This is a genomic window from Shewanella sp. JNE2 (assembly GCF_023159115.1).
In the GTDB taxonomy this organism is placed as follows: Bacteria; Pseudomonadota; Gammaproteobacteria; order Enterobacterales; family Shewanellaceae; genus Shewanella; species Shewanella putrefaciens.
Map to the genome: position 1 here is coordinate 960567 of NZ_CP096169.1, position 24775 is coordinate 985341.

At 45.1% G+C, this 24775-nt stretch carries 22 protein-coding genes; 19 read left to right on the forward strand and 3 right to left on the reverse strand.

Annotation, left to right across the window (positions count from 1 at the left end):
* Positions 1 to 98: 98 nt before the first annotated feature.
* Positions 99 to 1235, reverse strand: coding sequence for a methyltransferase (locus MZ182_RS04360; RefSeq protein WP_248067483.1), 1137 nt, complete (start codon positions 1233 to 1235; stop codon positions 99 to 101).
* 83 nt (positions 1236 to 1318) lie between these two features.
* Here MZ182_RS04360 and MZ182_RS04365 point away from each other — a divergent pair, with 83 nt between their 5' ends.
* From MZ182_RS04365 to dinB, 17 genes are all read left to right on the forward strand, one after another.
* On the forward strand, positions 1319 to 1933 hold the full coding sequence (locus MZ182_RS04365; protein ID WP_248067447.1) for an alpha-ketoglutarate-dependent dioxygenase AlkB family protein: 615 nt from the start codon (positions 1319 to 1321) through the stop codon (positions 1931 to 1933).
* 125 nt (positions 1934 to 2058) lie between these two features.
* Entirely contained in the window at positions 2059 to 2379 is a 321-nt protein-coding gene (locus MZ182_RS04370) for a BolA family protein (protein ID WP_011790503.1), read from the forward strand.
* A 198-nt stretch (positions 2380 to 2577) separates the two neighbouring features.
* Positions 2578 to 3687 (forward strand): TRAP transporter substrate-binding protein, encoded by a 1110-nt coding sequence (locus MZ182_RS04375; RefSeq protein WP_248067445.1) that lies wholly within the window; start codon positions 2578 to 2580, stop codon positions 3685 to 3687.
* A gap of 126 nt (positions 3688 to 3813) precedes the next feature.
* Positions 3814 to 4323, forward strand: a complete 510-nt coding sequence (gene luxS / locus MZ182_RS04380; protein ID WP_011790501.1) for an S-ribosylhomocysteine lyase — start codon at positions 3814 to 3816, stop codon at positions 4321 to 4323.
* 165 nt (positions 4324 to 4488) lie between these two features.
* The gene (locus MZ182_RS04385) at positions 4489 to 6540 is read left to right on the forward strand and encodes a TonB-dependent receptor (protein WP_248067443.1); all 2052 of its coding nucleotides are present in this window, start codon (positions 4489 to 4491) and stop codon (positions 6538 to 6540) included.
* A gap of 401 nt (positions 6541 to 6941) precedes the next feature.
* Positions 6942 to 8276, forward strand: a complete 1335-nt coding sequence (locus MZ182_RS04390; protein ID WP_248067440.1) for a Na(+)-translocating NADH-quinone reductase subunit A — start codon at positions 6942 to 6944, stop codon at positions 8274 to 8276.
* Positions 8276 to 9475, forward strand: coding sequence for an NADH:ubiquinone reductase (Na(+)-transporting) subunit B (locus MZ182_RS04395; protein WP_011790498.1), 1200 nt, complete (start codon positions 8276 to 8278; stop codon positions 9473 to 9475). The genes MZ182_RS04390 and MZ182_RS04395 overlap by 1 nt, the downstream gene beginning before the upstream one ends.
* Positions 9468 to 10256 carry a Na(+)-translocating NADH-quinone reductase subunit C gene (locus MZ182_RS04400; protein ID WP_011790497.1) on the forward strand — a complete coding sequence of 263 codons (789 nt, stop codon included), beginning with the start codon at positions 9468 to 9470 and terminating at the stop codon, positions 10254 to 10256. Before MZ182_RS04395 ends, MZ182_RS04400 begins: the two co-directional genes overlap by 8 nt.
* On the forward strand, positions 10256 to 10888 hold the full coding sequence (locus MZ182_RS04405; protein ID WP_011790496.1) for an NADH:ubiquinone reductase (Na(+)-transporting) subunit D: 633 nt from the start codon (positions 10256 to 10258) through the stop codon (positions 10886 to 10888). Before MZ182_RS04400 ends, MZ182_RS04405 begins: the two co-directional genes overlap by 1 nt.
* Positions 10889 to 10893: 5 nt before the next feature.
* The gene (gene nqrE, locus MZ182_RS04410; RefSeq protein ID WP_011790495.1) at positions 10894 to 11502 is read left to right on the forward strand and encodes an NADH:ubiquinone reductase (Na(+)-transporting) subunit E; all 609 of its coding nucleotides are present in this window, start codon (positions 10894 to 10896) and stop codon (positions 11500 to 11502) included.
* A 46-nt stretch (positions 11503 to 11548) separates the two neighbouring features.
* Complete coding sequence (gene nqrF / locus MZ182_RS04415) at positions 11549 to 12805, forward strand: NADH:ubiquinone reductase (Na(+)-transporting) subunit F (RefSeq protein ID WP_011790494.1); 1257 nt, start codon at positions 11549 to 11551, stop codon at positions 12803 to 12805.
* A gap of 99 nt (positions 12806 to 12904) precedes the next feature.
* The gene (locus tag MZ182_RS04420) at positions 12905 to 13948 is read left to right on the forward strand and encodes an FAD:protein FMN transferase (protein WP_115016024.1); all 1044 of its coding nucleotides are present in this window, start codon (positions 12905 to 12907) and stop codon (positions 13946 to 13948) included.
* An 11-nt stretch (positions 13949 to 13959) separates the two neighbouring features.
* Positions 13960 to 14184 carry a (Na+)-NQR maturation NqrM gene (gene nqrM / locus MZ182_RS04425; protein ID WP_007645837.1) on the forward strand — a complete coding sequence of 75 codons (225 nt, stop codon included), beginning with the start codon at positions 13960 to 13962 and terminating at the stop codon, positions 14182 to 14184.
* 245 nt (positions 14185 to 14429) lie between these two features.
* The gene (bfr, locus tag MZ182_RS04430) at positions 14430 to 14903 is read left to right on the forward strand and encodes a bacterioferritin (RefSeq protein ID WP_011790492.1); all 474 of its coding nucleotides are present in this window, start codon (positions 14430 to 14432) and stop codon (positions 14901 to 14903) included.
* A gap of 9 nt (positions 14904 to 14912) precedes the next feature.
* Positions 14913 to 15380: a bacterioferritin gene (bfr, locus tag MZ182_RS04435; protein WP_011790491.1), complete on the forward strand. Its 468-nt coding sequence runs from the start codon at positions 14913 to 14915 to the stop codon at positions 15378 to 15380.
* A 295-nt stretch (positions 15381 to 15675) separates the two neighbouring features.
* Complete coding sequence (locus MZ182_RS04440; RefSeq protein ID WP_248067438.1) at positions 15676 to 17679, forward strand: methyl-accepting chemotaxis protein; 2004 nt, start codon at positions 15676 to 15678, stop codon at positions 17677 to 17679.
* Between the two features lie 133 nt (positions 17680 to 17812).
* On the forward strand, positions 17813 to 18889 hold the full coding sequence (gene dinB, locus MZ182_RS04445; protein ID WP_248067436.1) for a DNA polymerase IV: 1077 nt from the start codon (positions 17813 to 17815) through the stop codon (positions 18887 to 18889).
* A 42-nt stretch (positions 18890 to 18931) separates the two neighbouring features.
* Here dinB and MZ182_RS04450 read toward each other — a convergent pair whose 3' ends face one another.
* Positions 18932 to 19831 carry a LysR family transcriptional regulator gene (locus MZ182_RS04450; protein WP_248067434.1) on the reverse strand — a complete coding sequence of 300 codons (900 nt, stop codon included), beginning with the start codon at positions 19829 to 19831 and terminating at the stop codon, positions 18932 to 18934.
* A gap of 92 nt (positions 19832 to 19923) precedes the next feature.
* Here MZ182_RS04450 and MZ182_RS04455 point away from each other — a divergent pair, with 92 nt between their 5' ends.
* The gene (locus MZ182_RS04455; protein WP_011790487.1) at positions 19924 to 20856 is read left to right on the forward strand and encodes a DMT family transporter; all 933 of its coding nucleotides are present in this window, start codon (positions 19924 to 19926) and stop codon (positions 20854 to 20856) included.
* Between the two features lie 155 nt (positions 20857 to 21011).
* Here MZ182_RS04455 and MZ182_RS04460 read toward each other — a convergent pair whose 3' ends face one another.
* The gene (locus tag MZ182_RS04460; protein WP_248067432.1) at positions 21012 to 22472 is read right to left on the reverse strand and encodes an aminoacyl-histidine dipeptidase; all 1461 of its coding nucleotides are present in this window, start codon (positions 22470 to 22472) and stop codon (positions 21012 to 21014) included.
* A gap of 219 nt (positions 22473 to 22691) precedes the next feature.
* Here MZ182_RS04460 and MZ182_RS04465 point away from each other — a divergent pair, with 219 nt between their 5' ends.
* The gene (locus MZ182_RS04465; RefSeq protein WP_248067430.1) at positions 22692 to 24230 is read left to right on the forward strand and encodes a leucyl aminopeptidase family protein; all 1539 of its coding nucleotides are present in this window, start codon (positions 22692 to 22694) and stop codon (positions 24228 to 24230) included.
* Positions 24231 to 24775 lie beyond the last annotated feature (545 nt).

Here is a 24775-nt window from a genome sequence, read left to right on the forward strand (position 1 = left end):
CGACTTTTCCAACATGTCATTGCTCAGCATAAAAAGAGCCCTGTATAAAAAAGAGCCAGACATTGCTGGCTCTCATTAAAGCGCGAATAGCGGTAGGATTATTTCTTTTGCGCTTGCAGGATCACAAATTTACCGTTGGAGGCGACTGTGGTGCAGTTCTTAAATAAGCGCTGTAATTTTACATGGTAAGCCAGATGACGGTTGCCGACGATATGTAAGATCCCCCCTTCTTTTAAGCGGCGGCGGGCATCTAAAAACATCTGCCAGGCGATATGATCGGTAATGGCTTCACCTTGATGAAAGGGTGGGTTACACAGTACTAGATCTGGCTGCACATCATCGGGTAGATGTGTCATGCAATCGTCCCAATAGAAGTGGCCTTTGTCTGTGGGCAATTGGTTGCGTGCCCAGTTTGCCTTGGCTGATGCGACTGCCATTTCAGAATCGTCGATAAAGTGAATGTCAGCCTCTGGGAATAACTGGGCGGTGCGTAACCCCAGCACGCCATTGCCACAGCCGAGATCAACAATCGACTTAAAATCCCCTTTGGGCAGATTCTCTAGCATGATGCGTGCACCAATATCGAGTTTGTTGGCGGCAAACACATTACTTAAATTGCTGATCTCAAGTTTATATTCGGGTACGGCCCAAGTCACTTCTTTGGCTAATGGTCTTGGTTTGCCATCGCTGACACAGGTGATCACTCGCGTGTTTTTCCACGCTAAACTGGCGCTTGCGGGGCCTAAATGCTTAGCAAAGATGTCGAGTAAGGCGCTATTGATCGATTTGGCTTTGGCGGCCACTAATACACGAGTGCCTGTAGGTAACACTTGCGACAAGCGCGTTAGCTGGTGGGCAAAGTAGCTTAAGTTCTTAGGCAACTTCATCAATACTAAGGCTAAGTTTTCCGGCAAGGTATCGCGGCTGGTAAACCTCTGCAGATTATCCATAGGCAACTGATTGCGGCCATGGTTTTGTTCGGTGCCTAAAAAGCTGGTTCTGGCATCGGTTTCAACAAATAGCGGCCAACTTGGATGCAATTTAGATAAACCGCAGCTTAAGGCGCCGAAACTGTCGTTGATTATGGCGGTTGGCACGGCGGCTTGCTCTGACTCAATAAGGCTTTTGAGTAAGTGTTCATCGGCGGCATCCCAAGCTTGAAGATTGGATTCCTGCTGAGCTGGATACCGTAAGAGTTCGAGTTCAACACCCGCTACTGAAAATTGTGTTGTCATGTGCCACACTGCGCCAATAAATTTAAGGCGCAGATTATCGCAGATTTCATGGTTGAGTGCGACGGCTCGCATGGAGGTCATCAATGCAGCAAGGTAAGTTAGGGTTTGATACAGAGGGTGAGGCTCAAATTAAACCGCCCATCACCTTAGTGCGGGGTTATCTTAATACTGAGCAGCAAGCGGCGCTAATGAAAGAAGCGCAGACCTATCCCTTTAGCCGCCCCGAAATCCAAGTCTTCGGTCAGTTTCACGCGATCCCTCGCCAGCAAGTGTGGTTTGGCGATCTGGGCTGCGACTATTTATATTCAGGACTGTTTATCCGCGCCCTACCTTGGCCTAAATATGCTCACAAGTTGAGGGATAAGCTAGCGCGGGATTATGGCTTGGAGAGCAACGGGGTATTAGTGAATCGCTACGCCGATGGTAAAGATTGTATGGGCGCCCACAGTGATGATGAACCTGAAATTGCTCAGGGGAGTCATATTGCTTCTATTACCTTAGGCGCCACGCGGGATTTTGTGCTTAAGCATAAGCACAGCCAAACCAAGTACAGCATCAGTTTGAACAGTGGCGATCTACTGATCATGCATTGGCCCATGCAAAGTGATTGGCTGCATAGCCTCCCTAAACGGTTGAAAGTAAAAGAGCCACGTTGGAACTACACCTTTAGGCAATTAGTTGTAAATTATCATGGCTAAGATCTGTAATCGAAATGTGGCAATGGTAATAAAATAAAGTAAGCAATCTTGATGAGTGAATTTGATCTTTTGCACTTGAAGCAGTACTCTGCGCCCACTGGATTTTCCCATTCTGAGACTCGAATATGTCCAATACCCAAGAGCCAGTCACAGTGGCTAATATTATCACCCATAAGTTAACAGAAAACTTCTCACCGACCCACTTAGAAGTCCTTAACGAAAGCTATCGCCACCATGTGCCACCCAATTCCGAAACCCACTTTAAAGTGGTGTTGGTCAGTGAACTGTTTGATGGGTTACGCTTATTGGCTCGCCATCGTTTAGTCAATAGCTGCTTAGCCCATGAATTGGCAACGGGAGTGCATGCTTTATCTATACATACGTTCACCCAGAGCGAATGGGATGCTAACGTCGAAGTGCCAAAGACGCCTAATTGTCGTGGTTAAGCTATTAACCTGCTGCGCATCTTGAGCCACTCCATGGGAGTGGCTTTTTGTTTTAGGTCAAATGAAGGGCATTCTTTAGTTTCCCTGTCGAATTTTCTGTGTTAACAATATGTTTTATTTTTAAAGGCGTTAAGCACTTTGCGATCGCGTAAATGTGAGTATTTGATAAGACTCGATGCGCAGTGTGGGAGAAACTCGATGCATAAGTTTGGTAGCCTGCTTTTAGCGGTATTACTTTTAGGATTAGGTGGTTGTAAGCCACCATCCAGCAATACAGAAAAGGCAACACCAGACATTGCACTTAGAGCCGATGTGCAGATTATTGAATGGAAACTCGCGACCTCTTGGCCTAAAAACTTTCCAGGCTTAGGTATGGCTCCCGAACGATTTGCACGTTTAGTTGATGAGATGTCCAATGGCCGTTTAAAAATCACTGTCTATGGTGCGGGTGAGCTTATGCCCGCTTTTGCTGTTTTTGATGGCGTGAGTCAGGGCAAAATTCAAATGGCCCACGCGACTTCCTTCTACTGGAAAGGTAAATCTCCTGCGGCGCAGTTTTTTTCATCGATTCCCTTTGGTATGACTGCACAAGAAATGAATGGTTGGCTTCACTATGGTGGCGGTATGGCACTGTGGGAAGAGGTCTATCGACCCTTTGGGGTTATTCCGCTGGCTGGGGGCAATACGGGGATGCAAATGGGCGGTTGGTTTAATAAGCCCATTAATACCATTGCCGATTTTAAAGGATTGAGGGTCCGTATGCCGGGATTGGGTGGGGAAGTCTTAAAACGTGTTGGCGCTGTACCTGTTAATATGGCGGGGCGTGAGATCTATACAGCGTTGCAAACAGGTTCAATCGATGCGGCAGAATGGGTTGGACCCGTCAATGATCTTGCTTTTGGCTTGCATAAAGTGGCTAAGTTTTACTATTACCCCGGCTGGCATGAACCTGGTTCAAATATGGAATTTTTGATTAATAAAGCGGCATTTGAGAGTTTGCCCGCCGATCTTAAGGCTATAGTCAAGGTTGCTGCCCGAGCCATTAATCAAGATATGCTCGATGAATATACTTCCCGCAATGTGTTAGCACTTGATACATTGGTCAAAGATAAAGGGGTGGTATTGAAAGAATTTCCCCCTGCGGTGTTGTCCGAGCTTGAGAGAATTTCAAGTCAAGTTATTGAGGACCAAGCAAATCAAGATCCTTTGATGAAGATTGTCCATGATGCATACCGAACCTATGAGAGAGGTGTGCGCCAATATCACAAAATATCGGAAGATGCCTATAGTCAGCATCGTCAGCATTAGTATTTGATTTGTGATTTTATCTTTAATTAACTTATTATCGGCCTAATTTATTTAGTGTTATGCTTGCCGTCTATAAATAGACTGTTGCAGTGGCGTTGATGTCGCCCTGAGAATTTGGAGATCCCCATGCCATTACTTGATAGCTTTACCGTTGACCATACTCGAATGAATGCTCCTGCGGTACGTGTTGCGAAACATATGAGTACACCAAAGGGTGATGCCATTACCGTATTTGACCTACGTTTTTGTACGCCGAATAAAGAAATCCTGAGCGAGCGTGGCATTCATACGCTGGAACATTTATTTGCAGGCTTTATGCGTGATCACTTAAACAGCAGCAATGTTGAAATTATTGATATTTCTCCAATGGGATGCCGTACAGGCTTTTATATGAGCTTAATTGGAGAGCCAACCGAGCATCAAGTTGCTGTGGCATGGTTAGCGGCGATGGAAGATGTATTAAAAGTCGTTGAGCAATCCGAAATTCCAGAGCTCAATGAGTACCAGTGCGGAACCTATGAGATGCATTCATTAGAGCAGGCGCAAGAGATCGCCCGTAATATCATCGCAGCAGGTGTGAGTGTGAATCGTAATGATGATTTAAAATTAAGTGATGAGATATTAGGTAAGCTATAAGCCATCATTCGTAGGGGAAAGCCATCCTTAACGGGCTTAACGACTCACAATGTCCTAGTGATATGAAGAAAGCGACCGTAGTCGCTTTTTTTTTCAAATAAATTCAGTTATTTTACAACTTAATAACAAATGGTGCGCTAACCAACATTATTTTGGGAGCTTGGCATGTCTAGTCGTTACTTTATCCTATCGTTTTGTGCCGTTGCGGTTTCTGTTCACTATTCAAGTCATCTTTTTGCGAATCCTCTCGACTCTCAAACCATCAATCTTTATGAAGTGAATGATATTTACCACAGTAGCGATGATGTGATAGCGCTGAGTCGCTTGAAAACCTTGACAATATTACCAGCCGATCACAGTGGCAATCCTGCAAATATCAGTATGCGTTCAGTTAGCCAAGGTGTGGCCGTGTTGCAGGACCGCGTTTACTTCTCACCGGCACCTTATTCAGCACCACAATTACAGTTATTGCCTAATCTACTGCAACAGCAAAGTGTGACAGTTACGCCATTATCGGAGATGACTGTTGGTGGGCAGGGGGCATTTGGGGTGATCAGCTATCAGAGCCTTGCGATGCTAGAGCAAGCACAAGAGAGCAAAATCACAGTTGAAGGTTCGACTGACTCCGATATGAGTGCTGAAATGAATTGGGGGGTTAAGCAGAAAGAATATGGCACGATATTGGCGGTTAACTATGAAAAGAATAAAGGTGAGGGTGATTTTTTCACTGGCCGCGACACGGATAGAACAAGCACTGACATTCTTTTTAAGATTAATGCATCGAGTCTATTAGGGGCTAGAAACCCTCAGATGACCGAGTTTACCTATCAGTTTCTCGATGTTGATAGTTATCGCTCACTCTTGGGGGTGACTGGCGCCGACTGGTTGAAAAATCCCATGATGCAGTATTCCGCTAGCGCGGAAGACCAAGCCATAGGTCGATACCATAAATATCAACTTTCCCATCAGGTTAACCTCGGTAATAGCCAATTTATCACGGACTTTTATTATCACTCCTATGCCCAACAGTTAAGCCAAGTGAACCAATTCAATGGGCTCGTGATAGATAGGCAAAGTCTTGCCGAGATCGCCGCATTTGATCGCCAGCCTTGGAATAGTGGTGCTGAACTTGCCGCCCTTGAGCAGAATAATGATTACAGCGCTTTTGGCGCGCAGACCCAATCTGTAAATCAGTATGGTGAACATCAAATTATTTACAGCGCTCGTTATCATACGGATAAAGCTGAAATGCGATTTGCAGAGCAGCAATCAATGTGGCTGCCAGATAGAAGTATTGTCAAGGCTGCATCATCTTCGATATTGGCCTATACAGATGATGCAACGGCATTGACTTCATCAGTTGATTCATTACTTAAATGGGAAGGATTACAGTTTAAGCTGGGCGTTACCTATGAGCATGTTGATGTTAATCGTGAGGTGCATTCAGCCTATACCGGACTCGATGCTGTTGATTTTTCTGACAGTGATTGGATGCCGCAGTTGGGGGTTTTCTACGATGCGGGGAATTGGCGTTTTAGCACGGATATTCGACGGGCTTGGACGGCCGCGAGTGCGGGAAATCTTGAACAGGAAGCACAGGTCTCACTCCATTACCAAGTGAGTATGCAATATGCCCTTGAGGGGTTTAATGCCAATCTTAAAGCCTACATGCAGGAGTTTGATAATCTGCATGTGGATTGCAACGCTTATTCTTTATGTGCTGATGCGCGTTTATTCACCCAAGAGAATATTCCTGATGTGCAGACCTATGGCATTGAAGTGAGTCTGGGCTATTTGTGGAATGTTGAACATCTGACGTTTCCCCTCTCACTGAATTACCAATATATCAATTCAGAATACCAAACCAATACTTGTACCGAGATCCAAGGTTGTGTGTTCGCGGGTGATAAAATGGCGTGGCTACCCGAACAGCAACTGCAATTTAGCGCAGGAATGAAATACGAAGCGTATGAAGTTAATGTCAATGCGTTTTACCAATCGGAAAGGGAGTTGAGTCAGTTTGGTGCTGAATTAACCCCCATTGCTGGGCAGCTAAGGGTAGATTTAGCTGCAAGTTATCAATTTGATCGCCATCATCGATTTTATTTTAGAGTCGAAAATCTGTTGGATGAGTCTTTGGTAACAACAGCATCAAATAGCGGAATTCGAGTTGAAAATGGACGTATCAGCTATTTGGGGTATCAATGGCGTTTCTAAGCTACAGGATATCTTGTCTGGGATAATGCAGCGTGATCACGATAACACTCCTTAGTGGGTGTTTTTGACTAACATCGACCTTTCGCTAAATTAACTCTTTAAAAATTAATGTTATAGTACCTCCCGACCGGAATATTGTCTCTTTCTGGCCATTCACTCGGCCGGAAGGTGAACGCCGTAGCGCATGATTCTTTTAAATCCGTATTTTAGGTTTGAAAACACCTATAATTTTCGTGGCGATGCCAAGTCAATTGGGGTAAAATGCGCGCGACCAGCGTGATTGCGATCGCATTTCCGTGATAAATCTGCGCTAGCTCAATGCAGTGGGTTTTGTTTAAAACCTCAGTATTTAGCAGGAACGCGGCGCATTGTCTTTCCTTCAAAACGTAGTGCTTGTGGATATGATTACAATTAAGAAAGGATTGGAACTGCCTATAGCAGGCGGACCAGAGCAAGTTATCCATAATGGCCCAGCCATTAAACATGTAGCTACTTTGGGTGAAGAGTATATTGGCTTACGTCCTACAATGAAGATTAAAGTGGGCGATAAAGTACAAAAAGGCCAGGTTCTTTTTGAAGATAAGAAGAATTTAGGCGTTAAATATACGGCTTTAGCCAGTGGTACTATATTAGACATTAACCGGGGCGCCCAGCGTGTGTTGCAGTCTGTTGTTATTCAAGTGGAAGGAAACGACAGCGTTTCCTTTGCTAAGTATGACGCCACAGATCTCGATACGCTCGACTCGCAACTGGTCCGTGATAATCTGATTGAATCAGGTTTATGGACTGCTTTGCGTACACGTCCTTTCAGCAAAGTTCCTGCTGTAGATTCATCTGCCGCTGGTATTTTTGTAACCGCAATTGATACTCAACCTCTTGCCGCTGATCCTGTTGTAGTGATCCGTGAGCATAAAGAAGATTTTGCTAATGGTCTTAAGATCTTAGCACGACTCACCGAAGGTAAAGTTTACCTTTGTAAAGCACCAGGCGCCGATATTCCTGCCGCAAACGCCCAAGTTGAAGAATTTGCTGGCGTTCACCCTGCGGGTTTAGTGGGTACTCATATCCATTTCTTATTACCTGCATCTGCAAAACGTACCGTTTGGCATATTGGTTACCAAGATGTAATAGCAATTGGTCAGCTATTTACGACGGGTGAACTCAATACTGAACGTGTGGTTGCTATAGCGGGTCCTAAAGCGGCTAAACCAAGATTGGTACGTACAGTTTTGGGTGCGAGCATGGCGGAATTAACTGCAGGTGAAACCTTAGCGGGTAATGTGCGTCTGATTTCAGGCTCTGTACTGAACGGTCGTACTGCTGTGGGTCCTCAAGGATACTTAGGCCGCTACCATGTTCAAGTGAGTTTGCTAGAAGAAGGTACTGAGAAAGAGTTTTTAGGTTGGGTATTACCAGGCTCAAACAAATTCTCTATTACTCGTGCATTCCTTGGGCATCTGACACCTTCTCGTTTGTTCAGTATGACAACGAGCACGGGCGGTTCAGATCGCGCTATGGTGCCAATTGGTAACTACGAGCGTGTGATGCCATTGGATATTCTTCCTACTATGTTGCTGCGTGACTTAGTTTCAGGTGATTTTGACGGCGCTGCTACGTTAGGCGCGTTAGAGTTGGATGAAGAAGATCTCGCACTGTGTACGTTCGTATGTCCAGGCAAATATGACTACGGTTCATATCTGCGTGACTGTCTAGATACGATCGAGAGGGAAGGCTAATGAGCTTGAAAGATTTTTTCGAACGTATTGAACCCGACTTTGAAAAAGGCGGTAAATACGAAAAGTTTTATGCCCTATTCGAAGCGGCATACACGATTTTTTATACGCCAGGTAAAGTGAACAAAGGTAAAACCCATGTTCGCGATAACCTCGACCTAAAACGTATGATGATTACTGTTTGGGCCTGTGCATTCCCCGCGATGTTTGTGGGTATGTACAACGTAGGTTTACAAGCACAATTAGCGTTAATCGCTGGTTTTGCGACCCCAGATGTATGGCAAGTGAGTTTGTTTGGCATGTTCGGTACTGAACTGACGGCAAATTCTGGCTGGCCAGCATTAATGTGGTATGGCGCCTGTTTCTTCCTGCCTATCTATGCGGTGACATTCGCCATCGGTGGTATTTGGGAAGTGTTGTTTGCCGCTATCCGTGGCCATGAAGTTAACGAAGGTTTCTTCGTAACCTCTATCCTGTTCGCCTTAACGCTACCAGCGACGATTCCATTATGGATGGTGGCACTAGGTATCACCTTTGGTGTGGTCGTGGCTAAGGAAGTGTTCGGTGGCACGGGGCGTAACTTCTTAAACCCTGCCCTTGCTGGTCGTGCTTTTCTGTTCTTTGCTTATCCGCTGAACATGTCAGGTGACACTACATGGGTTGTGGCAGATGGTTATTCAGGTGCGACAGCGCTGAGCCAAGCAGCTGCGGGCAGTTTAGATTATGCCTTCAACCAAAACTGGTGGGATGCCTTCTTCGGTTTCATCCCAGGTTCTGTCGGTGAAGTGTCTACATTAGCGATTCTATTAGGTGGTTTGGTCATCATCTATACCCGTATTGCTTCATGGCGCATCGTTGGCGGTGTGATGGTCGGTATGATTGCCATTTCAACCTTGCTGAACCTGATTGGTAGCGATACTAATCAAATGTTTGCAATGCCTTGGTACTGGCACTTAGTGTTAGGTGGCTTTGCATTTGGCATGATGTTTATGGCGACAGACCCAGTGTCAGCGTCATTTACTAACCAAGCTAAATGGGCATACGGTATCTTGATTGGTGCAATGGCTGTGTTTATCCGCGTGATTAACCCTGCATTCCCAGAAGGCATGATGTTGGCAATTTTGTTTGCTAACTTGTTCGCGCCATTGTTCGACCACTTTGTGGTTCAGGCAAATATCAAGCGGAGGATTGCCCGTGGCTAGTAATAAAGATTCGTTCGGCAGAACGTTATTTATCGTCGTTGGCTTATGTCTAATTTGTGCGATATTTGTGTCTACTGCAGCAGTGTTACTGCGCCCGACTCAAGCAGAAAATAAACTGCTTGATAAGCAAAAGTACATTCTGGAAGCCGCTGGTCTTATCGATACTAAAGCGGGCAAAGTGACCAAAGCGCAAATTTTGGAAACTTATAGCAAACATATCGAAGCTAAACTCGTTAACTTGAAAACCGGTGATTGGGTTGATGGTGTTGACGCTGATAAATTTGATCAACGCAAAGCGTCTCGTGATGTGAAAACTTCATTTGTACCTGAGCACGATATTGCTTCTATCAAACGTGTTGCTGAGAATGCTGTGGTTTATCTGGTGCGTGATGATCAAGGTAAATTAACGAGCGTGATCCTGCCCGTTCATGGTTATGGCCTATGGTCGACTATGTATGCCTTCCTTGCGATGGATGCAGACTTAAATACAGTGCAAAGCTTAGTCTACTACGAGCACGGTGAAACACCGGGCTTAGGTGGCGAAGTGCAAAATGCACAGTGGAAAGCTAAGTGGCAGGGTAAGAAGTTATTTGATGAGCAAGGTAAACTCGCTATCAGCATAACCAAAAATCCCGCAGTGGCCAGCACTGAGTTTGGTGTAGACGCATTGTCTGGCGCGACATTAACCAGTAACGGTGTGCAACATTCACTGACATTCTGGTTGGGTAAAGAAGGTTTTGCGAGTTTCATTGAAAAAGCACGCAATGGAGGTCTCAGCTAATGTCTGACGCTAAAGAACTGAAACAGGTTCTGACTGGACCTATAGTCAACAACAACCCAATTGCACTCCAAATTCTTGGTGTATGTAGTGCGCTAGCAGTAACGAGTAAACTCGAGACTGCACTGGTAATGGCGTTGGCATTAACTGCGGTAACTGCGTTTTCGAACCTGTTTATCTCGTTAATTCGTAATCACATTCCAAGCAGTGTGCGTATTATCGTACAGATGACCATTATTGCCTCTTTGGTTATCGTGGTTGACCAATTGCTGCAAGCTTATGCTTACCAGATCTCTAAGCAATTGTCGGTATTTGTTGGTTTAATTATTACCAACTGTATCGTAATGGGCCGCGCTGAAGCCTATGCGATGAAAACACCGCCAATGATGAGCTTTATGGATGGTATCGGCAACGGTTTAGGTTACGGTGTGATTCTATTAGCCGTTGGCTTCGTACGTGAACTGTTTGGTAACGGTTCGCTATTCGGTGTCCAAATCCTGCACAAGATCTCTGAGGGTGGCTGGTATCAACCTAACGGTATGTTATTACTGCCTCCGAGTGCGTTCTTCCTAATTGGTATTCTAATTTGGATTATTCGTACCTATAAGCCAGAGCAAGTTGAAGCAAAAGGGTAAGTGCGATGGAACATTATATTAGCCTGTTAATTCGCTCTGTTTTCATTGAAAACATGGCACTGGCCTTCTTCCTTGGTATGTGTACTTTCTTGGCCGTTTCTAAGAAAGTGACTACTGCCATGGGCCTAGGGATTGCGGTAGTTGTAGTGTTAACTATCTCTGTTCCTGCGAACCAAGTTATCTATCAAGGGTTGTTAGCTCCTGGTGCACTTGCTTGGGCTGGCGCACCTGAAGCTGACTTAAGCTTCTTGAAATTCATTACCTTTATCGGTGTGATTGCTGCTTTAGTTCAAATACTAGAAATGGCACTGGATAAATATTTTCCACCTTTGTACAACGCGTTAGGTATTTTCTTACCTTTGATCACTGTGAACTGTGCGATTTTCGGTGCGGTATCATTCATGGTTGAGCGTGACTACAAACTGGGCGAAAGTGTGGTATTTGGTTTCGGCTCTGGAATAGGTTGGGCATTAGCTATCGTATTGATGGCCGGTATCCGTGAGAAGCTGAAGTATGCCGATGTGCCTAATGGCCTGCGTGGTTTAGGGATTACCTTTATTACCGCTGGTTTAATGGCCTTAGGTTTCATGTCGTTTTCAGGTGTGTCCCTGTAAGAGACACTCAACGGCTTCTTGAATTGGACCTTCTAAGGATAAGTTAATGGATATTCTTGGTATTTTTAAATCTACTCCACTTGAGGTTTACCTCGGTGTGAGTATGTTTACTGCTATCGTCCTGATCTTGGTATTAGTGATTTTATTCGCTAAATCTAAGTTAGTGGCGAGCGGTGACATCACGATCGGTATTAATGACGATCCTGAAAAAGCAATAAAAACCGGTGCGGGCGGCAAGTTATTAGGCGCTCTTGCCAATAACGGTATTTTCGTATCGAGTGCATGTGGTGGTGGTGGTTCTTGCGGCCAATGCCGCGTAGTGATTAAGTCTGGCGGCGGTGATATTCTGCCGACTGAACTTGACCACATCAGCAAAGGTGATGCCCGTAAAGGTTGTCGTCTTTCTTGTCAGGTTAACGTCAAAAACGATATGGAAATCGAGCTTGACGAAGAAATCTTCGGTATCAAAAAATGGGAATGTACTGTTATCTCTAATGATAATAAAGCCACTTTCATTAAAGAACTGAAGCTACAAATTCCTGATGGCGAGTCTGTACCATTCCGTGCGGGTGGCTATATCCAAATCGAAGCGCCAGCTCATCACATTAAATATGCAGATTTCGACGTACCTGCACAATACCGTGGTGACTGGGAGCACTTTGGTTTCTTCAATCTTGAATCTAAGGTTGATGAAGAAACGATTCGTGCATACTCAATGGCTAACTACCCAGAAGAGTTCGGTATTATCATGCTGAACGTGCGTATTGCTACGCCTCCACCACGTAACTTGACACTGCCTTGCGGTAAGATGTCATCTTACATATGGAGCTTAAAAGCGGGTGATAAAGTGACGATTTCTGGTCCATTTGGTGAGTTCTTCGCGAAAGATACCGATGCAGAAATGGTGTTTATCGGTGGTGGCGCGGGTATGGCACCAATGCGTTCGCACATTTTCGACCAACTTAAGCGTCTTAAATCTAAGCGTAAGATGAGCTTCTGGTACGGTGCGCGTTCTAAGCGTGAAATGTTCTATGTTGAAGATTTCGATGGTCTCGCGGCTGAGAATGATAACTTCGTATGGCATGTGGCGCTGTCCGATCCTCAACCTGAGGATAACTGGGATGGTTATACTGGTTTCATCCATAACGTACTGTATGAAAACTATCTGAAAGACCACGAAGCGCCTGAAGATTGTGAGTTCTACATGTGTGGACCTCCAATGATGAACGCTGCCGTCATTGGTATGTTGAAAAATCTTGGTGTCGAAGACGAAAATATCCTGTTGGATGACTTCGGCGGCTAATGTTCATTAGCCTAGGATGAGAAAAGTTGCAGATGTTGAGGTTAATCTTTCATCTGCAACTTTTGCATTTAAGGGCACAAATAAGAGTAGTAGGTCACTATGTTTCAGACCTTAAAGATCAATACCTCAGCATTAAAGTATTCAGTGAACTGGCTAGTCCTCGTAGGGCTGGCCTTTTTTGTTTCAGCCTGTTCAAAGCAAAATGAAGTCATTTCGTTAGCTGGTAGCACTATGGGCACGACTTATCATATTAAAGTCGTCCCGAATGAGCAGATGCCAACGGCGCAGTTACTTCAAGCGGAAATTGATTTAGCCCTTGAGCTAGTCAATGACCAGATGTCGACGTATCGACCTCATTCAGAATTATCCCGTTTCAACCAATTGCCATTAGAGCAAAGCGTTGAAGTCTCACCAGATACCATTAAAGTGGTGCAAGAGGGAATACGTTTATATCAAGTGACGGATAAGGCACTTGATATTACCTTAGGTCCTTTGGTTAATCTGTGGGGATTTGGGCCAGACAAGCGCCCCACTAAAGTCCCCACTCAAGCTGATATTGATGCAGCGAAAGCGAAAACGGGAATTAGTGAACTCTCTGTTGAAGGTAACCGTTTAAGAAAGCACAATGCCCATTTATATGTTGATCTTTCATCGATAGCTAAAGGCTTTGGTGTTGATAAAGTGGCTTCTATTTTAGATAAATATCATGCTAGCGGTTATCTAGTGGAAATTGGCGGCGAGCTGAGTATTAAAGGAACCAAGGGAGATGGTAGCTCTTGGCGCGTGGCTATAGAGCAGCCAACCGATGATGGTGTGGCAGTACAACAGGTGATTGAGCCAGGCACAATGGCAATGGCGACCTCTGGTGATTATCGTAATTACTACGAGGAAGATGGCCAACGTTTTACCCATATTATTGATCCCCGCACTGGTTTACCTGTCAATCATAAGCTAGCCTCTGTGACCGTTTTGCATAAAGATTGTATGACCGCGGACGGTTTTGCGACGGCAATGATTGTTTTGGGTACAGAAGCATCATTGGAGCTTGCCAAGAAAGAACACTTGGCGATAATGCTAATAGAAAAGCAAGGCGAAGGGTTTAAAGTCTACTACAGTGACGCCTTCAAGCCTTTCCTTAAGTAGTTGGAGTTAACATGAGCACTTTTATCGCGGCATTTGTGATTTTATTACTGTTCTTTTTGCTGATGTCGATAGGTTATCTTATCAAGCGCAAAGCCGTTGAGGGAAGTTGTGGCGGTTTAGGTGTATTAGGGATTGAGAAAGCCTGTGATTGTGATGATCCCTGTGACAAACGTAAACGTCGAATGGCGGCCGAAGAAGCTCGCCGTGAGAAGTTAACGAAAGACCGGATTATTTAGAACATCTCGAATCGACAATAGCCTCCCTACATCGGAGGCTATTTTTTTTGCTTATATTTTATTACTCATTTGAGATTTATCCTTGGTATTTGAGTGGGATAGGACGTTAATCTAAGCGGAAATGAGAATGGTTTTTATAATTAAATAGATGAAATATAAAGATAATTTGAGTTTGCAGCTAAACTGTACTAGGCTAGAAGCTTGATTTAGATCAATCTTTTCACGTTTACCAAGGATCGTAACTTATGAAAGGTCATCCAAAAGTGGTGGGACAACTGAATCGGGTGCTTACCTGTGAGTTGACGGCCATCAACCAATATTTTCTCCATGCCAGAATGTTTAAGCATTGGGGTTTTGAGAAGCTAAACCACGTCGAATATAAAAAATCTATTCAGGATATGAAGCACGCCGATAAGCTTATTGAACGCGTGTTGTTTCTGGAAGGATTGCCCAATCTGCAGCAACTTGAAAAATTGCGCATCGGTGAGCACAGCCAAGAAATGCTCGATTGTGATTATGCGATGGTGCAAGAGCAGTTAACGCTGCTACGTGATGCCATTACCCTGTGTGAAGCTGAGCAAGACTATGTGAGCCGAGATTTATTAGAAGATATTCTTGAAGACGAAGAAGAGCATTTAGATTGGCTCGAGTCACAGCAGGAGTTGATCTCGTTAACGGGTATCCAAAATTATCTGCAATCACAAATCAGTGAATCATAGGAGCGAAATATGAAAGGCGATAAAGATATCATCGATGCGTTAAATCGACTCCTAACGGGAGAACTCTCGGCAATGGATCAGTATTTTGTCCATGCCCATATGTACGAAGATTGGGGCTTGAATGAACTCTATGAGCGTATCGCCCATGAGTCAGATGATGAGAAAGCCCATGCAGCAAAACTCGTGCAGCGTATTTTATTCCTCGAAGGTACGCCTAATGTTGCTGCCCGTGAGGCATTGAATATAGGTAAAGATGTAGAAGAAATGCTACGTAATGATCTCGCCTACGAATACAAGGTCGCGGACGATTTGCGCAAAGTGATTGCCCTATGTGAGCAGAAGCAAGATTACCAGACTCGAGAAATACTTGAAGTGTTGCTTGACGATACTGAGTCTGATCATATGTATTGGCTCGAAAAACAACTTGGACTTATTGACCGTGTTGGACTGCAAAACTATCTGCAAACTAAGATGTAACGTCTACATGAAGATCAGCGGGTTTGCCTCGCTGATCTTATTTCTACTTTTGTACATATACTTAATCTTTTATACAGTCTATCTAACTATAAAAATCCGCCCTCACAAATTCATCCTCTGCCATCTTTATTAAATTCAGCTAATTCTGTTATATGTGTAATGTCCTTTCTTTACAAATAGTTGTTTACGTTTTTTATATGAATTTCATCTGTTGTTGCCCCGTAAAAATTGTTAACGTGTAAAACTGTTTTTACGCCTTATATTGTTAAATGTTGTCAGTCTGACGGGGATATAGATGGGATATATAAAACGTTCTCTAAGTTTGCAGTTGGTTGTGACGATTGTCAGCGCCTTAGCAGTACTCCTTACCTTAGTTGCCGTTTTGTTGGTAACGAAAGAAAGTAATAATACTCGTAAGCAAGTCGATGAGGATATTTCGGCACTTGTTGCATTAAAAGCCAATGAAATCAGTGGATATTTTATTGCTAAGGGTCAGGTCATCCACTCCATATTTGCTGAACCGGGTTTAGTGAGTTGGTTTAGCCAGTATCATGCCCGTGGCAGCAATCTTGCCGCTGATAGCCAATATCAAAATATTATTCGTTATTTCAAATCCTTTTCTGAGCGCGATCCCGATATAAAATCCGTATTTTTTGGTTCGGCTAATACGTTTGAATATTTTGATTTCAATGGTCGTTTCGATGGCGACCCCAATTACTACACTAATAAACGACCTTGGTGGCAGGAGGCTATCGACCAACGTGGACTCTTTGTGGGCGATCCTGCCGTGGATGCTAACGATGGCTCTATCTCTGCTACGGTTAAAACTCCTGTCTATGGGGCAAATGGTGAATTGATTGGTATCGGTGGTATGGATATTTTGATCGATACCATTGGTAAATCCCTGTTAGCACCGATCAAATATCGCAATTTTGGTCAGGCTTTCCTGATGACCGATGACGGCAAGCTGGTTTATTTCCCTGGATTTTCTGAGCGTTTTCCACCGGGTTCTTTAGCTAGTCAAGTCGACAGTCAGTTTGAAAATACGTCTGGATTCGCCTTACTAAGACAACAGATGCAACTGGAAGCGCAAGGCTTTGCTGAAGTGACGTTTAATGGCGTGCCACAGAGAGTCACTTTTGTATCTGTCGGAGGGGATTATCCTAAGCAAAAATGGCACTTAGCCTTTATGTTACCCCATGAGGTAATAGAAGCGCCTGTGACAGCGGCCTTTTGGAATGCGTGTTTAGTTGCTATCGGCATTATGCTGTTAGTCGGAATAACGGTTTGGTTAATGTTGCTGCCCTTTAGACGTCAGTTATCTAAGCTATTGGATGCGATGGAGGATATTGCTGAAGGTGATAGCGATCTTTCTCAACGTATTCTAATGGATCGAGAAGATGAACTAGGTAAACTCGGTGATGCCTTTAACCGCTTTGCTGAAAAAGTTCAGCATATGTTATTGCATACCCGCACGCTAACGCAGGAAGTCGGTACAGGGGTGGAAGATGCTCGGCAAGTGTGTGAATTAGCCGTATCTTCAGTGTCATCTCAGAAACAGCAAATCGATTCTGTGGCAACCGCAGCGACACAAATGGCACAGACGAGCCAAGAGATGGCGGTGAGTGCCCAAAGAGCAAATGATTTTGCACAGAAAGCACAAACTCAAGCCCACGATGGTACTCAGATTGTTTCACGTGCGACAGAAGGGATGAAAGTACTATCTCTGCAAGTTATTGAGGCTGCAAAAGTGATTAAACACTTACGTAATAGCTCAGAACAAATCGGTGAGGTATTGAGTGTTATTCGTCATATTGCCGAGCAAACTAATCTACTGGCGCTCAATGCGGCTATCGAAGCGGCCCGTGCGGGTGAACAAGGCCGTGGCTTTGCTGTGGTGGCAGATGAAGTGCGTACGTTGGCATCGCGAACCCAAGATTCTACCGCTAATATTCAGGGCATTATTCAGACATTACAACAAAGTGCATTACAGGCAGAACAAGTGATGGAGTCTGGCGTTGAGCAGGCAAAAGCAGGTCAGGATCTGACGACTCAAGTGGAGCAAGCATTAAATGATATCGCAAATGCCATTGTGTCTATTCAGCAACAAACCGTAGAAATTACCGTGGCAATTGGTCAACAGGCGGTAGTGGCTGAGGAAGTGGCGCAAAACGTTGAGAATGTCCGTGGTTTATCGGATCAATCTTTGTTATCCAGCCAAGATCTATCGCAAAGTCTACAGGGCTTTGAACATGTAACCCGTAAACTCACCTTAAATATTGGGCAATTCAAAATCTGATCTCAGGTAGACGCGTCATCAATAAAAGGAGCTTCGGCTCCTTTTGTTTTATCTGTGGGTAAGAGAATAAGTGTGTATAGAGCACTTGATTACTGGTTTTATATACAGTATTTTGACGTTGGAGGAATTCAACGTGCGAAAAATTATTCACATCGATATGGACTGCTATTTTGCAGCAGTAGAAATGCGTGACTTTCCCGAGTACCGTGGCAAGCCTTTAGCCGTGGGTGGCAGTCGTGAACGTCGCGGTGTGATCAGCACTTGTAGTTACGAGGCGCGTAAATTTGGGGTACGTTCGGCGATGGCGACTTCCTATGCCTTTAAGCTGTGTCCCAATCTTATTTTGGTTCCCGGTCGGATGCAGGTTTACAAAGAAGTATCGCTACACATTCGTGAAATCTTCTCCCGCTACACGCCATTGATTGAACCGCTTTCCTTAGATGAAGCCTATTTAGATGTGAGTGAGTGCCAACAATATAAGGGTTCTGCAACCTTAATTGCTGAGGCTATTCGCCGTGATATCTTAGCCGAAACGGGTTTAACGGCTTCGGCGGGGATAGCACCAGTGAAGTTTTTGGCAAAGGTTGCCTCGGATCTGAATAAGCCTAACGGGCAATATGTGATCACACCAGAGATGCTTCCTGAGTTTGTTAAGACCTTATCGCTACGTAAAATTCCCGGAGTGGGTAAAGTCACCGCTGAAAAGTTAACATCCCTTGGGTTAAACACTTGTGGTGATGTGCAGGTTTATTCAAAACAAGAGTTGCTCTCCCGTTTTGGTAAATTGGGTGCAGTGCTAATTGAGCGCGCCCATGGCATTGACGGACAGGGAATTTCCATCGATCGTGAGCGTAAGTCCGTTGGCGTTGAGACCACTCTCGCCAAGGATATTTATACCTTAGAACAGTGCCAGCAGGTGATGCCGGGATTAATCCAAGAGTTGGCGTTGCGTTTAAGCCGCAGCGCTAAGGAGCGAAAGATCCATAAGCAAGTCGTTAAACTTAAATTTAGCGATTTTAAACAAACCACGATAGAGCATCGCACTGAGGAGGTTTCTGTGAACCTGTTTTATGATCTTCTTACTCAGGCATTAGCTAGGCAGGATGCTCGGGGGATCCGGCTTGTGGGTATTTCTGTAGGATTAGCCGATTCAACACGTTATGTCGCATCAACATTAAACACCCAGACTCAGCTTGATTTAGCGCTCTAGGCACTTATTGAGTCGATCAATTTCATCACCAACTCGAATCGCTTAATAAGCTGAGGGTGGGTTTTCCAGCATAAAATCAATCAAGAGCCTAACCCGTAGAGGAAGATTATCGCGATCGCGATACATCAAGTAAGCGGTACGCGGAGCACCTTTCCACTCGGGCAGTATTTGAATAAGCTTGCCGCTTTGTATTCGTTCACTCGCCATGCTAATGGGTAATAGTCCAATACCGAGCCCTGCCATCACAGCTTGACTGGCGATAGCCATATCATCGACGGCTAGTTTGATATTACTCCTTGGCTCAAATTCGAAATCTTGCCTAGTGATATTATGCTGTAAGCGCCATGTTTTAGCTGGTTTTGCGATAATAACGGGATGTTGTTCGAGCTCCTCTATAGATTGCAGAGAATGCCATTGCGTTGCCGTACTACTGGCGCAAAGGACAAAGCTAATGGTGGTGAGTGGCCTTGCAATCCAATCAGGATCTTTAGGCTCGCCAACCCGAAAGGCGATATCAATCGCGTTTTCACTGACATCGATATTCATATTCGACAGGCTTAAATCGATATCGATATTAGGATAGCGTAATTGAAAGGCGTTGAGTGATTCCCCCAGCCAAAGGTAGGTGGTGTTGATGGGTGCTGAGATCCGCAGTTTTCCAACCGCTTGATGTTTATCGGCATGCAGCTCACCCGATACTTGGTTTAACTCGATAAACAGTGGGCCGCAACGTTCGAGATAACGCTGACCTGTGGCGGTAAGATTTACCCTATGGGCGTCTCGGTGCAGTAAGCGCAACCCTAAAGACTGTTCTAATAGATTGATTCGACGACTTAAGGTAGACGGTGGAATACCTAAATGCTCAGCCGCGAGCTTAAAACTGCCCTGCTGTGCCACAACCCAAAATAAACGCATATCGTCTAGGGAATAATTAAGTTTCATATTTGGAATTTAACCTCTAAATCTTGCTAGTTTTAATAATATATGAAACTTATAAACTAAGCTCAATCCCAATTCCCTCCCAAGAGGCAGATATGAAATCCCATACCCCTTACCTGACATTCGTTTGTCTACTGATTTGTGTTTTTAGCTGGGGCAGTGTGTTTCCCATTGCTAAGCGAGTGCTGGAGGAGATGTCGGGAGAATCCCTCGTTTTCTGGCGGTTTACCATAGCCGCGGTCACGCTGGCGTTATATATCGCTTTTACGCGTCAAGCTTGGCCCAAATTGAGCTTGGGGCAATACACAGTCATCGCGTTGGTGGGCGTGATTGGTGTTGGTGGTTTAAACCTCGCCTTATTTAATGGTCTACAACACACCTCTGCGGCCAATGGCGCCTTGATTATGGCACTCAGCCCGCTGGTGACTTCAATCGTCAACGCACTATTGCAACGTGAATGGCTCAGCAGGCAACAAGTGTTTAGCTTAGTGGGTGGTTTGGCTGGCGTGCTACTGGTTATCACTAACGGCAGTTTGCAGCAATTGCTCAATTTTAGTGTTAACCAAGGTGACTTGATGGTTGCTGCGGGGATGTTCGCTTGGAGTGGTTATACTATCTGTTCGCAACGGGTTGGGCATTGGTTACCAGTGCTGCCATTTACCTTGCTGAGTATGATTGCGGCAAGTGTATCTATGTCCGTGGTTGGGCTTGGTCGTGGTGAATTTCATCCTTGGCAGGAGTTGATGGGACTGTCGATGATAGCCTTTTCCAGCGTGCTCTACATTGGTCTATTTGCGACTGTGCTGGGTTATTTATTTTGGATTAATGGCGTTAAGGCGCTTGGCCCTGCTAAGGCATCGGTCTTTTTCAATCTCGTGCCTGTCTTTGCTGCATTAACGGCTTTAGCCATGGGGCAGGCGGTAACGGAAATTCAATTGGTGGGTATGGCGATAGTGATCCTCGCGTTGATGTTACCTATGCTGGTTAATCTACGTGCAACAAGGGGCTTAGTGGTTAAGCGTTGTTAATTTGCTTTGAGGTCGGTTTAGGTGAGTTACTACTTGTTTGTAGTCGCTATTTAGTTGAGCGGTAAACTTGTTCCAGCAATATATCTCAATTGGAAAAACGAAAATAAAAAGCCGCGCTTTATCCTATAAAGCGCGGCTTTAGTATGAGTATCAACTTAAATTTTAACTGGGATTCGCTCTAACACTGCCAGTAGCAATGTCCAATATTGGCCGACAGTGGTGATGTTTACCATTTCGTCTGGGCCATGTGGATAGCGAATGGTGGGGCCAATCGAGACCATATCCATCTCTGGATACGGTTTCTTGAATAGGCCACACTCGAGACCCGCATGGATCACCATAATCACAGGCTCTTTTTGGTAAATATCTTGATAGGTTTCACGCACTATCGCCATTACAGGTGAACTGTTATCTGGTTTCCAACCTGGGTAAGCACCGCTTAAATCGATATCGGCTCCGGCTAAGTTAGTTAACGCAGTTAACATACCTTCGACCTGAGTGCGACCAGAATCGATCAGTGAGCGGATAAGGCACAGGATAGTGACTTGTTCATCGTCTGTACTGATAACACCTACGTTGAGTGAAGTTTCAACCACACCTTCAACTTCATCACTCATGCGGATCACACCATTTGGGCACACATGCAGCAAATCGATCAGGGTATTTTGGCTGTTTTCACTCATTACACGTTTTGGCGTTGGGATTTCAGTCAACATTAAACGTATATCGGGATCGGCAATAGCGAGTTCTGTACGTACTAAGGTTTCGAAGGCGATGACTTTTTCATTTAGTGTATCGACATTTTCGGCGGGCAACATAAAGCTGATGTTGGCTTCCCGTGGAATCGCATTACGCAGTGAACCGCCGCTAAATTGGGTGAGTTCTAACGCTAACTCATCGGCATTTTCAAACAGAAAACGGGCCAATAGTTTGTTGGCATTGCCACGACCTAAGTGAATGTTCACCCCAGAGTGACCCCCTTTTAAGCCTGATAAGTGTAGGCTAAAGGCCGAGTAACTTTGCTCAGACGCTTGCCACACCATAGGCAGGGTGATTTGAGCATCGACGCCACCGGCGCAGCCCATATAGATTTCACCTTCTTGCTCTGAATCGGTATTGATGAGGATCTCCGCATCTAACATACCCGCCTGTAAACCGAAGGCGCCTGTCATACCGGCTTCTTCATCTATCGTCAGCAGCACTTCTAATGGGCCGTGTTTGATATCATCTGAGCCTAAAATGGCTAAAGCCGATGCCATACCAATACCGTTGTCGGCACCTAAGGTGGTGCCTTTGGCTTTAACCCAGTCGCCATCCACATAGGCTTCGATAGGATCTTTAGTAAAGTCATGCACTTTATCGGCATTCTTCTGTGGCACCATATCGATATGGGCTTGAATCACCACCGTCTTACGATTTTCCATACCGGGCGTCGCAGGTTTACGGATGATTAAGTTGCCAACGGCATCTTCGACTACGGCGAGTTGCTTATCTTTAGCCCACGCTTGGATGTGCTGGCTTAAGGCTTGCTCGTGTTTAGAAGGGTGGGGAATCGCGCAGATCTGTTCAAACCATTGCCATAATGGTTGTGGGTATAACTGACTTAAGGCTGTCACTTGAGTGTCCCTCATAAGGTCTTGTGGGTATAGGGCAAATTTGCGGCCATTCTAGCACATTCTGTGCAGCCAAATAATCACAGCGTCACAGGCTTTTGCTGAGCTGGCAGCCAAAGTTGCCAGTTTGGCTTTTTCTGGGAGTGTCGGTACCACTTTTAGATTGGTAATTAGGCGATAGAGCGGGAATAATGCAGGCACAATAATGAAAAAGGATGGGTCATGTTTCAAGTTAACTTCGTTGATGTAAAAGCAGAAAGTGCCATTTTTGATGGTGAAGGCTGGGATGCAGTTGTGGTGGTGACGCCCGATCTGGATTCTATCGGTTTTGATGAGATAGGCTTATTGGCTCAGCACGGTGCCCATGTGGATAAACGTGTCGGTAAGAGCCCTACATTACTGTTTGCCCCAGGGCTGGCGGGAGGTCGCTTAATTATCGCGCCTATTACCCAAGTGATCGATGAGTATGTAGATGTGCGAGTGTACGCCGATGCTGCAAGAGCGGCGATTGCCATTGCAAAAGAGGCAGGCGCACAACGTCCGCTGCTCTATGTGGTGCCATCGAAGGACGCGCGTTTTGGTTTTGCCTCTGAAGTCGCGGCGTTAGCTTGCGGTCAAGAATTATGGCAAACCTTAGAACTGCGTGAGGCGACGGGCTTAATGCCGGCATTTGAGGCCATAGGGCTATTATCTTCAGCAACCCATAACAGCAATTTACTCAATGCCTTAGAAGCAGGGCGGGTATTAGCGCGGGATTTATGTGGTACTGAGCCAGAGCGTATGTCGGCTAAAGCCTTTGCCGATTATTGCCTGCAATCCTTTAAAGGCAGCGTGATCAAAACTTCGGTAGTGGAAGATAGAGATATTTTAGAGCGTGATTATCCGCTGCTCAGCGCTGTGGCACGTTCTTCTTTTGCCGTTAGTCGTCATCAACCTCGCGTGGTTAAATTAGAATATCAGCCAGAAGGGAAGGTGACTCGCACTTTCTTGTTTGCGGGTAAGGGCGTGATTTACGATACTGGCGGTGCCGATCTGAAAGTCGGTGGTGCTATGGCGGGCATGAGTCGCGATAAAGGCGGCGCTTCTGCCGTGGCGGGGCTATTTAAAACCCTATCAATGCTTAAACCTAAAGGTATTCGAGTGATTGCCGAGTTGGGCTTAGTGCGTAACAGCATAGGCAGTGAAGCCTTTGTGACCGATGAAATTATTACGAGCCATGCAGGCGTACGGGTACGCATTGGTAATACGGATGCCGAAGGGCGTTTAGTGCTGGCGGATTTACTGAGCCATTTACGGATTAAAGCCGTGTCGGCGGTGCAGCCTGAACTATTTTCGGTTGCAACACTCACAGGCCATGTTGTGCGTTGTTATGGCGGTTATCCCGCGGCGGTAGAAAACTCAGTAGCAAGTTTGCAGCAATGTGCCATGACTTTACAACAGCAGGCGAGTCAGTGGGGCGAACCCTTCGAAGTGTCGACCTTACGCCGTGAAGATTTTGCCAAAATCCGCGATGTCTCTGGCGCTGCTGACATCTTATCTTCCAATAATGCGCCGTCATCGGTGACAGCCCGTGGACATCAATACCCTGCGGCGTTTTTATTGAAGGCGTCGGGGCTATTTGATCACGGGATAAATGCACCTATTCCCTTAGCTTATACTCACTTAGATATTGCCGGCAGTGCGACCGAAGGGGATCCGCTGTATGGTAAACCGACGGCCAGTCCACTCGTGGCGCTGTATCAATATGTGATCAATCGATAACGGGTCGCAACAAATAGAAATAATTCTGTAATATTTTATTTATTAGGTGGTTACAGGATTATTTCTGTTTTTATGTGAAGCAGATCGCCATTAACCCCAGTATAATTGTGTAATTTAATTACATTAAAAAGCCTTAATGAAAAAAAATACAAATAAAGGTTGTAATAAAACTACAAAACCATATAATTACTTTCGTGGATTAGGCACTACGCCTTTCCTCTCTAGTCTATCCAGGATGGATATTTTTCTCCAAGGAACCGAGTGACAAGTCGTCTCAACGGATTTGAGAATCTCTAGTTCCAAGGAACCGAGCCAAGCTTCACTAGAGTACTTAATCACAACTAATTTAGGAGCATTGACTATGTCTTATACAGGCAACAACCATTTTTATTGGCAGAACACTTGGTTTAACACTGATGTTTTGCGTGGCGGTTTATTCGCCATGAGCTTTAAGGCCTAACCCTCCTTAAAGTGTAAGTTTCCATCATCCATCAACCTTTGTATCGCCTTTTTTGGCGTGTTTAGACTCAAGTAGCATATCGGTG

Excerpts from the sequence above, each read along its gene's own strand:
- MZ182_RS04370 (WP_011790503.1), top strand. The coding sequence starts at position 2,059 with ATGTCCAATACCCAAGAGCCAGTCACAGTGGCTAATATTATCACCCAT.
- MZ182_RS04420 (WP_115016024.1), top strand. The coding sequence starts at position 12,905 with ATGTTTCAGACCTTAAAGATCAATACCTCAGCATTAAAGTATTCAGTG.
- MZ182_RS04360 (WP_248067483.1), bottom strand. The coding sequence starts at position 1,235 with ATGACAACACAATTTTCAGTAGCGGGTGTTGAACTCGAACTCTTACGG.
- MZ182_RS04385 (WP_248067443.1), top strand. The coding sequence starts at position 4,489 with ATGTCTAGTCGTTACTTTATCCTATCGTTTTGTGCCGTTGCGGTTTCT.
- MZ182_RS04390 (WP_248067440.1), top strand. The coding sequence starts at position 6,942 with ATGATTACAATTAAGAAAGGATTGGAACTGCCTATAGCAGGCGGACCA.
- MZ182_RS04375 (WP_248067445.1), top strand. The coding sequence starts at position 2,578 with ATGCATAAGTTTGGTAGCCTGCTTTTAGCGGTATTACTTTTAGGATTA.
- luxS (WP_011790501.1), top strand. The coding sequence starts at position 3,814 with ATGCCATTACTTGATAGCTTTACCGTTGACCATACTCGAATGAATGCT.
- nqrF (WP_011790494.1), top strand. The coding sequence starts at position 11,549 with ATGGATATTCTTGGTATTTTTAAATCTACTCCACTTGAGGTTTACCTC.
- MZ182_RS04405 (WP_011790496.1), top strand. The coding sequence starts at position 10,256 with ATGTCTGACGCTAAAGAACTGAAACAGGTTCTGACTGGACCTATAGTC.
- MZ182_RS04455 (WP_011790487.1), top strand. The coding sequence starts at position 19,924 with ATGAAATCCCATACCCCTTACCTGACATTCGTTTGTCTACTGATTTGT.
- MZ182_RS04365 (WP_248067447.1), top strand. The coding sequence starts at position 1,319 with ATGCAGCAAGGTAAGTTAGGGTTTGATACAGAGGGTGAGGCTCAAATT.
- bfr (WP_011790491.1), top strand. The coding sequence starts at position 14,913 with ATGAAAGGCGATAAAGATATCATCGATGCGTTAAATCGACTCCTAACG.
- MZ182_RS04450 (WP_248067434.1), bottom strand. The coding sequence starts at position 19,831 with ATGAAACTTAATTATTCCCTAGACGATATGCGTTTATTTTGGGTTGTG.
- MZ182_RS04395 (WP_011790498.1), top strand. The coding sequence starts at position 8,276 with ATGAGCTTGAAAGATTTTTTCGAACGTATTGAACCCGACTTTGAAAAA.
- MZ182_RS04465 (WP_248067430.1), top strand. The coding sequence starts at position 22,692 with ATGTTTCAAGTTAACTTCGTTGATGTAAAAGCAGAAAGTGCCATTTTT.
- nqrM (WP_007645837.1), top strand. The coding sequence starts at position 13,960 with ATGAGCACTTTTATCGCGGCATTTGTGATTTTATTACTGTTCTTTTTG.
- nqrE (WP_011790495.1), top strand. The coding sequence starts at position 10,894 with ATGGAACATTATATTAGCCTGTTAATTCGCTCTGTTTTCATTGAAAAC.
- MZ182_RS04440 (WP_248067438.1), top strand. The coding sequence starts at position 15,676 with ATGGGATATATAAAACGTTCTCTAAGTTTGCAGTTGGTTGTGACGATT.
- bfr (WP_011790492.1), top strand. The coding sequence starts at position 14,430 with ATGAAAGGTCATCCAAAAGTGGTGGGACAACTGAATCGGGTGCTTACC.